This is a genomic window from Tuberibacillus sp. Marseille-P3662 (genome assembly GCF_900178005.1).
Taxonomy (GTDB): Bacteria; Bacillota; Bacilli; order Bacillales; family Sporolactobacillaceae; genus Marseille-P3662.
Genome location: NZ_FXBS01000006.1, coordinates 1,020,435 through 1,033,666, shown reverse-complemented (window position 1 = coordinate 1,033,666; position 13,232 = coordinate 1,020,435). Strand labels below are relative to the sequence as shown.

General features: G+C 39.7%; 13 protein-coding genes and 1 pseudogene. 9 read left to right on the top strand and 5 right to left on the bottom strand.

Annotation, left to right across the window (positions count from 1 at the left end):
- The first annotated feature begins 25 nt into the window (after window positions 1-25).
- On the top strand, window positions 26-1,462 hold the full coding sequence (locus B9Y89_RS13770; protein ID WP_085523774.1) for a PAS domain-containing sensor histidine kinase: 1,437 nt from the start codon (window positions 26-28) through the stop codon (window positions 1,460-1,462).
- Between the two features lie 106 nt (window positions 1,463-1,568).
- Here the strand turns inward: B9Y89_RS13770 and mntR are convergent, their stop codons facing one another.
- Window positions 1,569-2,000: a transcriptional regulator MntR gene (gene mntR, locus B9Y89_RS13765; protein WP_085524747.1), complete on the bottom strand. Its 432-nt coding sequence runs from the start codon at window positions 1,998-2,000 to the stop codon at window positions 1,569-1,571.
- 169 nt (window positions 2,001-2,169) lie between these two features.
- Between mntR and B9Y89_RS13760 the strand changes: the two genes are divergently transcribed.
- Both B9Y89_RS13760 and B9Y89_RS18830 read left to right on the top strand, forming a co-directional pair.
- Window positions 2,170-3,462 (top strand): Nramp family divalent metal transporter, encoded by a 1,293-nt coding sequence (locus B9Y89_RS13760; protein ID WP_085523773.1) that lies wholly within the window; start codon window positions 2,170-2,172, stop codon window positions 3,460-3,462.
- Between the two features lie 119 nt (window positions 3,463-3,581).
- Window positions 3,582-3,704 carry a DALR anticodon-binding domain-containing protein gene (locus tag B9Y89_RS18830; protein ID WP_139822810.1) on the top strand — a complete coding sequence of 41 codons (123 nt, stop codon included), beginning with the start codon at window positions 3,582-3,584 and terminating at the stop codon, window positions 3,702-3,704.
- A gap of 9 nt (window positions 3,705-3,713) precedes the next feature.
- On the opposite strand, the gene B9Y89_RS13755 is transcribed toward B9Y89_RS18830, so the two are convergent.
- Window positions 3,714-4,532 carry a DUF2935 domain-containing protein gene (locus B9Y89_RS13755; protein ID WP_085523772.1) on the bottom strand — a complete coding sequence of 273 codons (819 nt, stop codon included), beginning with the start codon at window positions 4,530-4,532 and terminating at the stop codon, window positions 3,714-3,716.
- A gap of 254 nt (window positions 4,533-4,786) precedes the next feature.
- On the opposite strand from B9Y89_RS13755, the gene B9Y89_RS13750 reads away from it, so the two are divergent.
- Window positions 4,787-5,083: a hypothetical protein gene (locus B9Y89_RS13750; RefSeq protein ID WP_085523771.1), complete on the top strand. Its 297-nt coding sequence runs from the start codon at window positions 4,787-4,789 to the stop codon at window positions 5,081-5,083.
- A 91-nt stretch (window positions 5,084-5,174) separates the two neighbouring features.
- Here B9Y89_RS13750 and B9Y89_RS13745 read toward each other — a convergent pair whose 3' ends face one another.
- Together B9Y89_RS13745 and B9Y89_RS13740 are read right to left on the bottom strand one after the other, a co-directional pair.
- Window positions 5,175-6,443 carry an MFS transporter gene (locus tag B9Y89_RS13745; protein ID WP_369596735.1) on the bottom strand — a complete coding sequence of 423 codons (1,269 nt, stop codon included), beginning with the start codon at window positions 6,441-6,443 and terminating at the stop codon, window positions 5,175-5,177.
- 147 nt (window positions 6,444-6,590) lie between these two features.
- Window positions 6,591-6,968 (bottom strand): annotated as a pseudogene (locus B9Y89_RS13740) (CAP domain-containing protein); the annotation flags it as partial.
- A 524-nt stretch (window positions 6,969-7,492) separates the two neighbouring features.
- Between B9Y89_RS13740 and B9Y89_RS19095 the strand changes: the two are divergent.
- Window positions 7,493-7,657: a hypothetical protein gene (locus B9Y89_RS19095; RefSeq protein WP_176222231.1), complete on the top strand. Its 165-nt coding sequence runs from the start codon at window positions 7,493-7,495 to the stop codon at window positions 7,655-7,657.
- 237 nt (window positions 7,658-7,894) lie between these two features.
- On the top strand, window positions 7,895-8,512 hold the full coding sequence (locus B9Y89_RS19490; RefSeq protein ID WP_303393581.1) for a lytic transglycosylase domain-containing protein: 618 nt from the start codon (window positions 7,895-7,897) through the stop codon (window positions 8,510-8,512).
- A gap of 31 nt (window positions 8,513-8,543) precedes the next feature.
- On the opposite strand, the gene B9Y89_RS13730 is transcribed toward B9Y89_RS19490, so the two are convergent.
- Entirely contained in the window at window positions 8,544-8,831 is a 288-nt protein-coding gene (locus B9Y89_RS13730) for a hypothetical protein (RefSeq protein ID WP_085523768.1), read from the bottom strand.
- A 194-nt stretch (window positions 8,832-9,025) separates the two neighbouring features.
- Here B9Y89_RS13730 and B9Y89_RS13725 point away from each other — a divergent pair, with 194 nt between their 5' ends.
- The 3 genes from B9Y89_RS13725 to B9Y89_RS13710 all read left to right on the top strand — a co-directional run bounded on the left by B9Y89_RS13725 (window position 9,026) and on the right by B9Y89_RS13710 (window position 13,054).
- On the top strand, window positions 9,026-9,574 hold the full coding sequence (locus B9Y89_RS13725) for a GNAT family N-acetyltransferase (RefSeq protein ID WP_085523767.1): 549 nt from the start codon (window positions 9,026-9,028) through the stop codon (window positions 9,572-9,574).
- A gap of 291 nt (window positions 9,575-9,865) precedes the next feature.
- Window positions 9,866-11,338 carry a sodium:solute symporter family protein gene (locus B9Y89_RS13715; RefSeq protein ID WP_085523766.1) on the top strand — a complete coding sequence of 491 codons (1,473 nt, stop codon included), beginning with the start codon at window positions 9,866-9,868 and terminating at the stop codon, window positions 11,336-11,338.
- Between the two features lie 51 nt (window positions 11,339-11,389).
- Entirely contained in the window at window positions 11,390-13,054 is a 1,665-nt protein-coding gene (locus B9Y89_RS13710; RefSeq protein ID WP_085523765.1) for an amidohydrolase, read from the top strand.
- The last annotated feature ends 178 nt before the right edge of the window (window positions 13,055-13,232 follow it).

Below are 13,232 nucleotides of genomic sequence, written 5' to 3'. Positions count from 1 at the left end.
AGAAACCATTGGAGGATGAAGTACTGTGTTTAGGCCATCTAACTCACAAGATAATAACGATATCAAGAATTTTGTCGCCTTTACCAATTGTTTTTCGGATATGATATCCCGGATTTCAATCGCAGACAGTTCGATTATATACGTCTCACCATCTTGCAAACGTTTATTAGGATTTACATCCCAGGAACTTTTGAATCATTCCTTATTTGATTTTGTTCATCCGAACGACCGACTCAAGGTTGAACAAGCCTTTGCTGTGAAAACTCATGATACGGACAAGGTTGTTTATAGGATGAAACGTCAAGAAGGTGACTACATATGGGTGGAGACAACGTTTTGCCATTACGAATATTTGGAGAGTCAAGATCATGAACAATATTTTTGTTTAACGCGTGATGTGACCGATTTAAAATTAACAGAAGAGCAATTAAAAGAGAACCAAAAGAAATACCGCGACCTTGTAGAACATTCCCATGATACGATTGGCGTTGTCACCTTTGACGGATGTTGGATTTTTATTAATGGGAGCGGGAAGAAATTATTCGGCATTACCCGGATAGGAGAAATGATCGGTCGGTCGATGTTTGAATTCGTGAAAAAACAGGATCATGAGAAATTGGAAACAGCTATCAATGAAACGATTAAGCAACAGTCGATTCAAGAGTTACGGGACATTACCATCAGTCGAAGTGATCACGAAATGCGGCAGACCGAAATCAAAATGATTCCTACATCATACAAGGGGCGGGAAACCATTCAAGTCGTCCTGCGTGATATTTCAGATCGAAAAAAAACCGAAGAAATGCTGCAACAAACAGAAAAACTGTCGGTCGTAGGAGAGCTAGCGGCTGGTATTGCTCATGAAATTCGAAATCCGCTGACTGCCGTCAAAGGGTTTGCTCAATTATTAAAACAACATAACTACGCGGATGTGATGCTTCAGGAATTGGATCGGATTGAAGAAATCGTTAACGATTTGCTCATTTTGGCGAAACCTCAGGTAACCAGTACTGAGGTGACGGACTTAATTAAGATTATGAATAAAACGGTGACTTTAATGAATCCACAAGCCATCATGCATAATGTCACCATACAAACTCAGTTTTCAAGCGAAGAAATAAAAGTTGAATGTGAAGCGGACCAATTAAAACAGGTGTTTATTAATGTTATAAAAAATGCGATCGAAGCCATGGAAAATGGTGGAAATATCAATATTTACATTGATGATTATCACCATTATGTTATGCTGCGGTTTATCGATACCGGTACAGGCATTACGCCAGACCGACTCAAGAAACTCGGGGAACCCTTTTATAGTACTAAAGAGAAGGGAACGGGTCTTGGCTTGATGACGAGCAAGAAAATTATTGAAAATCATCATGGACAATTTAACATTGATAGTAAGGTTAACAAGGGGACAACCGTGACGATGACATTACCGAAATCATTGGCGACTAACTAATTTCAACCAATGATAACAGCATCATCAGCTGTATAGTTGATAAAAACTCCGATTTCTGGATAAGAGATCGGAGTTTTTTGCTTTTTTGTAAAATAGTCTCTGAAGGTTAGAAAGAAATTTCCCCATCATGATCATGTTCATTCTTTTTACCTTGGATATCCCTTAGTTCCTTAATACGATCTTCTTTTTCTTCAAAAAATTGGATAAGATCATCAATACGGTCAATCGCATCCCAGCTTAAATGGTGTTCAATACCTTCGACATCACTGTATATGTTTTCTGAATGAACGCCAATCGTTTCTAAAAATCGCTCAAGTAATTTGTGGCGATGTAAAAGTCTCTTACCAAATTTTTCTCCTTTTTTCGTCAATACGATTCCACGATATTTCTCGTAAATTAAATATTTTTCTTGATCCAATCTTTGAATCATTTTTGATACAGCAGGGCGCTGGATGCGAAGAACGTCAGAGATATCCGAAACTCGCGCATAGCCTTTTTGTTGGACCAATAAATAAATGGATTCTATATAATCTTCCATAGTCGGCGTAGCAGTCGACACGTCAATTCCTCCCAAGTTTTCAGATGAAGCGATGGATCAAAACCTTGACATTTTTTTAATTAAAACATATCATATTTCTATAAAGAACAAAAGTTTCCTTAGGGAAACATATTGTCCGCAACGAAATAATTTGGGGGGTGTACTTAGTATGAAAACGGAAGTTGTCGATAAAAATCAAGTTTATTCTAAAAGCAAAACATCAGACCTAGCGAAAGCAGCACTAGAAGGCAAAACAAAAGGTTTAAAACAAATTACTCCATTTCTTGGTCCTGCATTTATTGCAGCGGTTGCTTATATCGACCCCGGAAATTTTGCAACAAATATTGCCGCTGGTTCCAAGTATGGATATTTACTCTTATGGGTCATAGCTGTTTCTAATCTAATGGCGATTTTGATCCAATCTTTATCAGCAAAGTTGGGAATTTCGACAGGCCGAAACCTTCCTGAGGCCTCTCGTGATCGCTTTCCAAAATGGGTGTCCATTCTTCTATGGATTCAAGGAGAAATTGTTATTATGGCTACCGATTTGGCTGAATTTATCGGTGCGGCATTAGGCCTTTATTTAATTTTTGGTCTACCAATGCTTCCGTCTGCACTTATCGCAGCGGTTGGCTCATTTGCCATTTTAGAAATGCAGCGTCGAGGATTTCGACCTTTGGAAGCAACAATTACTGGATTTATTTTTGTTGTGGTGTTGGCATTTGGGATTCAAGTGTTTTTTGCCAAGCCTGAAATGACGCCTTTGTTGGCGGGATTGTTCACACCAAAGTTTGAAGGCGTAGATAGCATCATGTTGGCTGCAGGGATACTTGGAGCGACTGTCATGCCTCACGCGATCTATTTGCATTCCTCATTAACACAACGTCGGGTGACGGGAAAGACCGATCAAGAACGGCGAAAAATATTTCGATTTGAGCTCGTTGATATTTGGATTGCCATGGTTATTGCTGGAGCGATTAATGCCAGTATGCTTATTATTGCAGCGAGTTTATTCTTTACAAACGGACTAAATGTAGAAGACTTGGAAATAGCATTTCATCAATTCCAATCGATGATTGGCTCGTTGTCAGCTATGTTGTTTGGGATTGGCTTACTTGCTGCTGGTTTATCTAGCTCATCAGTGGGAACGATGTCTGGCGACGTGATTATGCAGGGATATATTAAACGCCGGATTCCGATTTATGTTAGACGACTTATTACCATGATCCCACCTATGGTTATTATTATCATGGGTGTTAATGCCAGCCATGCCCTTGTACTCAGTCAGGTGATTTTATCATTTGGTATTCCGTTTGCGCTCATTCCACTAGTTATGTTAACAAGTAACCGAAAGTTAATGGGCTCACTTGTTAACCACCGTATAACAACGATCGTCTCTTGGAGTATCTCGGTATTAATTATTGCTTTGAATTTCTTTTTGTTGTTTCAAACATTTTCTTAAAATAAAATCACTTGACAGCATCTTTTTATGGCGTAGACTATATGCACATTCAATCCATACGTTTAATATCGACGACAAAGAGAGTAGCAATGAAGTCATTCCAAGGAAGGATCAATTAAGTGGTACCACGGGATCAAACTTCTGATGATCAATTGTTGAAGTTAGCTGTCGTTAATGTTGTAAGAATTGTTTTAGCTGATGGATGGGTATTACTCGGTATTGAGGCACCTGAGCAAATGTAAACGCGGCTGTTATCCAGAATGGGTTCTCGGTTGAGTGGGATCGCAATTGGGTAATGGCTGTTCTTGCGATTCCGCTAACTTGATTAGATAATAACATTCTTCCCGCGCCATATGATCAGCCATAAGCGGTGTTAAGACGTCAAGAACTTCACCTTTTAATTCCATTTCTTCTAATTCACGGAGAAAATCTTTGAATATCGCCATTTCTGTATTGGCCTGCTGGTTAAACCGTTGTAAAGCTGGGAATTCATTGACATGAGTGCGTAAATAACCGGCCATCTCAACAGCTTTAAGATAGAAATGTTGAAAGGTCTTCGTAAATGACTGCGTTTTTTCTTTAAGCGTATATTCCGTACCGTCTAATTGGTCATTGATAGCTCCTGAATGACCATAAGCATCTTGCAGCCATAACATGTGATGGTGAATTTCATGTGGCACCTGTGGTATCTCACCTTTCATTAGATATTTTAACACCCTAATGTACTCTTCAACTTCATTGACCATATGATTGATGAAGGTAGGCGAAAGGTGAATATTAACATCAGCGTATAAGTGATCCGACAGGATTTTAAGCTTAAAAGCGCGGATTCTCCTAGCATACTGGTCCGCCGATTGGGTCAGAGATACAATTTCATCATCTGATAAACCCGTTTGTCGACTCCTCGTAAGTAATTGATCAAAAATCTGAATGTAACCCTGGGCTGTGCTAATATACTGATTCTCATTTGGGCTTAAGGATGAATGAATAAACCGCGCATGGTCACCAAGAATTTGTAACCAAAATCGATGTTCAAATAAAGTCGTTTCGATATAACTCGTTTGGTTCACATCAAACACTCCCTTATTTAATTAATTTTACTACGTCGACCTTCCTTCCCCGCTCAAATGATAGGGTAGTAATTAGCGAAGCGGGCGAAGTGCCCCTTTCTTATAACGGTATATGATAATCAGCTTGTCAAATATGTTAAAAATATGTATTCGCCCTGTTCGTTTGCCCCATACGGAAAGTAACTGACCATCATAGGATGTGAGTAAGGCTTTGCATTGATTGACTGAATCTTGTCCCAAAGGAGCGTGGGTGCATGCCTTTTGAGCATATCTATCATCAAGCTTGTCAGCATATCAATAAACCGGTGGAAATCGAGTGCCATGACGGTATGATTCACCGAGGCATTGTTCATTCCGTTGAAAGGGAGACGGTATTTATAAGGAGAATGGGTGATGTCGGTGGCGGTGCTGGCTTCGATGGCCCCGGAATGTTTGCCTGGGGCTATGGCGGCGGTGGTTCCTTTTTCGGTGGTTTTGCCGGAGCATTAACAGGCGTCGCTTTAGGTAACATCTTTGCCTTCCGTCCTTACCCTTATCCTTACTATTACTAGGTAAATCTGCAAACACGAGTCCACCTCACGGTCCATTTCCGTGAGGTTTTTTTATAAAGATTCATAATAATAGATGATAGGCTTCTCTTAGTTATAAAGCTTCTTCAACATCTCTTCTGCCTTTATCAATATCGATACGGCTAAGTAGAAACATACCCATCACGAAAAAGAGGATTAATGAGAGAATGCCAATCCGTTCGGAATGAAAGAGTTGGTTCGTCAAAGCAAAGACGAAGGGACCAACAATGGCTGCTAATTTTCCGGAAATATTATAAAACCCAAAAAACTCAGCGTGTTTGTTAGCCGGAATCATACTGCTAAATATAGACCGACTTAAAGCTTGGGCACCACCTTGAACAAGACCAACGACCGCAGCGAGTAGATAGAAATGGAGGGCGGTGGTCATAAAATACCCGAAACAGACGATAAAGGTATAGACAACCAAAATCATCGTTAACGTTTGTTTAGGGCCGATTTTACCCGCAATCCATCCGATAAAGAACGTGCACGGAATACCGATAAATTGCGTGATGACAAGCGCTAAAATTAAATCATTAGTCCCGATGCCAATGCTGCTACCGTAAATGGTAGCCATTTTCATAATGGTAGAGATACCGTCATTATACAGCCAGTAAGCAATTAGGAAAGTTAGCAAAATTTTATATTTACGTATATCGCGAAACGTATGACGAATGCGCCCAAGACCAATGAGGACAATATTGCCTGGATACGTTTCCATTGCCGGCTTACGTTCTTTGACATTTCGAAGCAAAGGTAGCGTAAAGACGAGCCACCAAAGCCCCACAGTTATAAAAGTAACTTGCGTCGCTGCCGTTTTGCTTGAGAAAAATAGATCCCATTTCGAAATCATTAGCATATTTATAACCAATAGAATACCACCGCCAACATAACCGAAACCAAATCCTTTACTGGAGATTTGATCGATTTTATCTTTGGGAGCAATTTCCGGTAAAAATGCATCATAGAAAACATTGGCGCCTGAAAAGCCGACCGTACCTACAATTGTAAGGAGAGACGCCATGATATAGTTACCTTCACTGACTAATGCAAGAGCGCAACTCGCCAAAATTCCCATAAAAGCAAGACTTAATAACATTTTTTTCTTTGAACCAGAATAGTCCGCGATCGCACCTAGGAATGGAGCGAGAACAGCTACAATAAATAATGCGGCTGACTGCGTGTAGCCCCAGTAAGACAGGGCAAGACCTTCTTCCAAGTTTTTAGCAGCCACTGTTTTATAGAACACCGGCAATACAGCAACCATAATGGTTGTGGCAAATGCTGAGTTACCGAAATCATAGAACATCCAGCTCCATACTTCTTTTCGATTCATCGACATGTGCATGCCCCCAATCCCTTTGACCTGCATCTTTCAGACTATCAGAAAGCGCTTTAATTGCCTACGGCTTTCATACATATTTTACGCTCATTTAACAAAAAAAAGACCAACACCAGGAGACGGTGTCAGTCTTAAATAAATGATTGCTTATTTTCTGGTAAATTCTTGGGACCAATAGGTTCCGTACTTTCCGCCTTCTACATAGCCAAGTCCAATATGTGTAAAACTGTCATTAAGTATATTCTTACGGTGACCTTCACTATGCATCCAAGCTTCAACAACCTGTTCAGGCGTTTTTTGTCCGGCAGCGATGTTTTCACCAGCAGCAGTAAAGTGAATATCAAATTGTTTCATCATGTCAAAAGGGGATCCATAGTTTGGTGATTTATGATCAAAATAACCGCTATCGCGCATATCTTCTGATTTTTTTCTGGCCATTTTTGAAAGTTTTTTATCGATTTTCAACGGATTCAAACCACGTTTGGTCCGCTCTTTGTTCGTTAATTTCACAACTTGTTTTTCAAAAGGTTTAATCGCGGAATCGGATGAATCCGGTTTTTTTTCCTTCTTATCCTCACCAGGTTTCTTAGTTTTTGTTGATTGTTGTGGTTTTTGATCCTGTTCTGACTGAAAGCGATTCCTCATCTGTTGCCATTCAATATTAAAAGTTTCGCTGAATTGTTGAAACCATTCCGGTTGATGAAACGTCCTTTGATGCCCATCTGTATCAGCATCAACTGGTTTAGAAAATACTAAAGGAATAACAACTACAAGGGCGACAACCAGGGCCATGAATTTTCTCATACTTGAGTTGCCCTCCATCTAACTAAAATTATTTTGACTATGTTGTAGATTTAGCCGACATTCTTTTCTACATCGTAAAGTGATAGGTAATGCTTAGCGAAGAGGGTAGACCTCTTATTGATATAATTCGTTATGAATGCCCATAATAGGGGGATAATGCTTTAATTAGTTAATATTACAGTAATAATGATACGGTGACAACATAGATATGTATAAAACTTGCAGATGCATAGGAGGGAGCCAGTTTGCAACGCCGACACCGACCGGTTAACATATCTTATGATGCAATCAAAAAAGATCGAAAACCATCATTTCAATCTAAAAAGCACATAAATCAGCGGTTTCAGGCGAACCACCACGAAGCCATTGATCATTTTGTCTATCATATGAAATATGATTGGATCAACTAACATAACAATTTAATGATTGTTGATTAAGACAGAATCCTGAAACGCATGGGGCAAACTTCAGATCTTCGTCATATTAATCCTTAACAATTTTAATCATATACAGCATGGCTAATGTTAGCCAACCCTAAACCTATAAAAGTCAATAATTAAAAAATCGACGGAATGTCTTTTCTATCCATGGAATTGTGATAGAATAAAGGGGGAATTTAAAAGAAATGAAATAAGAGGATGACAGGCATGAATATTTCTAGTATCAGAGAAATGATGATGGCGCGTGCGATCCATCGTTTAAGCTCGACATCCGGATACAGTCAAACACCAACTTCAACGCCGACAAGCGGTTTGTTCGCTAATATTTTACGTTCATATCTAACCATCAAGCAGTCATCAAACGAAAACAAGCCTACAATATCAGAGCCATTCGATCGTTCACTTATACCATTTCAAACCCGATCTGTGCCCGAAACTAATGGATCAAATAGTGAATATGACAACATCATACGAAAAGCGTCTGCTCAATACGGTGTGAATGAACAGTTGATTCGTTCGGTCGTCCAACAGGAAAGTGGATTTAATCCATTGAGCCAAAGTAAGGCAGGCGCCGCAGGTTTGATGCAATTAATGCCGGCAACCGCACAGTCTCTGGGCGTCACTAATCGTCTTGATCCGGAGCAGAACATTAATGGAGGTACGAAATACCTTAAACAAATGCTTGACCGGTTTAATGGTAATAAAGTGCTTGCTTTAGCAGCTTATAATGCGGGGCCAGGCAATGTTGAGAAATATAACGGTGTACCTCCTTTTTCCGAAACACAAAATTATGTTAAACAAATTCTCGAAACATATTATAGTTAAAACACCTGTCTTAGACAGGTGTTTTAGTGGTTTACCAAAAGAAGAAGGGTAATAAAGCGAGCGCCCAAATTGAAGCCCATGCAATCGGTCCAGCACCGTAACCATAACCTCCATAGCCACCCGCACCATAGCCCCATGCAAACATACCGTAGCCCTGACTGTCGTTATCACAGCCACCGGAGGGAAACTCACCTAAATAGAGACATCTCTCGTCCACTCGTTCTATAATACCACGTCGAATCGTCCCATCATGACAAGTTATCTCTACCGCTTGCCCCATATTTTCATTACACAGGTCATAGTATCGATCAAAAGACATTTTTGGCCACCTTTCCAAGTACTGTCATAGGTTATATTTATACCTTATGTTTGGATACAACAAAGCGGAAAGTCATCTGTGGAGGGCGTTTGCGCTTTTTTATCAGCCATAAAGAGGAGATTGAAATGTCGATGTAGAAATATTGAATAATTTAATAAGAACGTTCAAGCGATCAATTACTAGGAGTTGATGTTATGTTCACATTACATATTGATAGAACGCTACAATTAATGTTGTTAGAAACGAGGCACGCTGACGACGTTTTTAGATTGCTGGATGAGTCCAGGGAACATTTGCGGCGTTATTTATTTTTTGTTGATGATACGAAAACACCTGAAGATACGAAAGCCTTTATTGAAAAATCTTTACAATCCTTCACTGAAGGAAAAGGCTTTCAATGTGGCATTTTGTATAAGGGGCAACTCGTTGGACTCATGGGTTTATCCAGTATTGATTGGCGAACGAAGAGTGCCGAAATCGGCTATTGGATTGGTGAGAGGCATCAAGGACAAGGATTTATTACCCGATCAGTGAGAGGCCTGATCAAATTTGCGTTTCAGGAACTTCAATTAAATCGAATCGCAATCAAGGCCGTTGAAGACAATACCAAAAGCCGTGCTGTTCCCGAACGGCTGAATTTTACCGTGGAAGGACGTCTACGACAGGCTGAGAGAATTGACGGCGTATTTTATGATTTTATCATCTACAGTATGTTGAAAGAAGAATGGAATGAACATGATTAATGAAGCAGATTGAGGATGGGGCGTTAGCTCAATTGGAAATGCGCTTGCTTCGCATGCAAGAGGTCACGGGTTCGAGCCCCGTAGCCTCCACTAGTAAAAAAGCTGTAAATGCTGATATCACAAGCATTTACAGCTTTTTTCATCATCACCTCAATAATAAAAATCAGCAATCAAGATAATTTTGACTAAATTGATTTTTAAAAATTTATTGAAAATAGAGAAATATTGTGTTAGTTTTAAGTGAGAAACTGGTACTGACGTCAGTATCAATTCCTGAGGGGGGATAAAAAAGTGGGTTGGTATTTAACGTACACGCTAATTTACTTTATTTTCATGTTCTCAATGGGATTTTACTTTTTCACCAAAATCAAGACCTCTGATTCCTATCTCATTGCCGGTTGGAATGTGGGATTTTGGCCTATCGTTGGCACAATCATTAGTACCAATTGTGGCGCAGCCGTATTTATTGGTTGGGTTGGAATGGGATTTAATGTAGGCCTTTCAGGATTTTTTAAATTTGCTTTTCCAGCCTCTATATTCGGTCTGTTGTTGGTTTTATTTTTAGCTAAACCATTGAGAAGACAGAAGCTGTATACGATTGCTGACTTATTTAATGAACGATTTGGAGGAAGATCAGGTCTGCTGCCATCGATTTTGTCTGCCATCATATATTCTGTTCCAACGACTGCATTACAGATGATTGGCATGACAACTGTTTTTCAATTGGCTTTCGGAATGGAAATGGGAACAGGCATATTTCTATCTTTCATCATCATCTTAGGATTCACCATTTTGGGAGGGCTGCCGGCAACCATTATCACTGATGCCATTCAATCGGTTGTTTTAATCTGCGGCATTATCATATTGTTCATTACAAGTATTGTTTATGGAGGTGGTTTTGGAGACATTCTTTCAAATACACCGACTGAGTACTTGTCTCCGTTAGGGCCCAATGGTTTGGGTGATGTTTTACTTTTTGCATTATCTGTTGGTCCTTTTTATTTAATTTGGCAGTCGACATGGCAGCGAATTTTTGCTTCCAGAACCGAAAAAATTGCTAAAGGGGCAGGGCTTACAGGATTACTTATTGTAATGGTTATTTCGGTCTTACCTTATTCTATAGGTCTTGCTGCAAAGCATTATGTCCCAGAGGACATAGATCCGGATTTGGTATTCTCTTATGTCACTACTGACATGTTACCACCGGTTATTGGAGGAATAGTATTAGTAGGTTTGCTCTCCGCACTAATGACTGGTGCTGATTCCTTTATTCTTCAAGGTAGTTCCAATCTAACGAGAGATATTTACCAACGCATCATTAACCCCAAAGCGGGTGAAAAGAATCTAATGTTCATGTCCCGATTAACCGTTGTGATCATATCTGTACTTGCCGTAATTATAGCCTACAATATCACCGATATAATTACCTTGTACCAAGGAGCGTTAAGATTATCTGCTACGATATTAGTGCTTCCCTTTTTGGCTGTCATGTTTTGGAGGAGAGTAACAAAAATCGGTGTTTTATCAAGTATGATTTTAGCTTGTATCGCAACAATAAGTTGGCCATACCTTGGCATTAACCTCAATCACACGATATTCGGTTTTTTAGTTTCCTTACTTAGTCTCGTTGTAATCAGTTTATTAACTCAACATTCCAAAACTGAACAGGTGCGGGCTGTCTATTGGGAAGACCTGAATTCAGCAAGGGGTAGAGATGATGAAACGATTGTGCCACCTCCAGATGATAAGAATGTTGAAGTGTGAAGAAATATTTTAAAATGCTCAATTTTCACAGTATAAGGAGAGGTTCCAAAAATGAAGGAAATAGATTTACTAATAACTAATGCCAATATTTTAACGCTCGATGGTGAAAATCGAAAGGCAGGTTCCGTAGCTGTAACAAATGGATCTATTAGCAGAATATGGACTGAAAGGAAGCCTAGTCGGGATGAAATTAATTTAACCCAAAAAACAGAGATGATTGATTTAAAAGGAGCAACACTATTACCAGGATTTATTGATACACATAATCATATACTAATGTATTCTCAACTTCGGAATCAAGCGAATTGTAGTACCCCACCGAATAAGAACATCAGTGACATTTTAGAACGTATTCGCACAAAGGCTGATAATACTCCTAAAGGACAATGGGTTCAAGGTTATGGTTATGATGATACGCTTCTAGAAGAACAACGCCACCCTACAAGAGAGGAGTTAGATAAGATAGCACCCGATCATCCTGTGTTTGTTAGCCACATATCTGCTCATTTAGCTGTTGCGAATTCAGTGGCAATGGATTTGGCAGGAATTGAAGATGACAACTCGGATCCACAAGGAGGACATTTCGGACGCGGAAATGACGGACGTCTAAATGGGGTCCTATATGAGCATCCGGCAATGGCTCCCATTCAAGCGGTCATTCCAAAACCGACAACTGAAAAAATGATGACGCTCCTAGGAGACGGCGCACAAGATTATTTGGCCCAAGGAATTACGACGAATACGGATGCCGCTGTTGGGATGCATCTTGGAGAGAGTGAATTGGAGGTCCATCTTAAAGCAGCGGCACAAGGTGTCAATCCAATGCGTACACAACTCATGATTATGCATACGCTTTTACAAGAAAACAATATGTTTGCCGGTTACACCGCACATCAACTTGACGCCGAAATTCGATCGAGATCTAATGGTAAAGCCCGTTTAGACAGTGCAAAGCTATTTCAAGATGGTTCAATTCAAGGTCTGACTGGAGCTTTGAGAAAGCCCTATTATAATGAACCAGACAAAGTGGGTGAATTATTCCATGAGCAACAAGTATTTAATAGAGAGATAATAGACTTACACAAACGAGGATTTCGAATTGCTATTCATGGAAATGGGGACAGGGCCATTGGTTCCATCCTGGAAGGGTACAGTAATGCTTTGAATAATGTTCCACGAGACGATCATCGTCATCGCATTGAACATATCCAAACAGCTACGCCGGAAGACTTAGATACGATGAAAAATTTGGGTGTTTGTGGTTCTGCTTTTATCAATCATGTATACTATTGGGGAGATCGGCATCAACGGCTGTTTTTGGGGCCGGAACGGGCAAGAAGAATCAGTCCATTGCGTGATGTCGTTGAACGAGACTTACTGTTTACTTTACATTCAGATTGTCCAGTAACCCCAATATCGCCTTTATTCTCTGTATGGGCCGCTGTCAATCGCTTGACAAGAGAAGGAGAAACCCTTGGCCCTGAACAACAGATTGATGTCATCACCGCCTTAAAATCAATGACGATTTATGGTGCTGAATTAATTTTCGATGAAAAAAATACTGGTAGTATAGAAATAGGCAAGCGGGCTGACTTTGCTGTATTAGAAGCGGATCCAACAGATATTGACCCAAAGAAAATTAAGGATATAACAGTGCTTGCAACATTAATTGATGGGGAAATGGTATATGAAAATAAAGAGATGTTCGCAAAATAAATTTATATGGAGTTAATTTACAACAAATTCGCAAGTCAAAATTATTCTTTTTACTAAACACAAACCGAACGAACCCAAAATGGGAAGCTTGGTTTGTGTTTTTGATAGATTTCATCCGAAAATCGGATTATAATCCACTCAAATATCTATTTTGCATATAAAGGGTTATTTATAATAT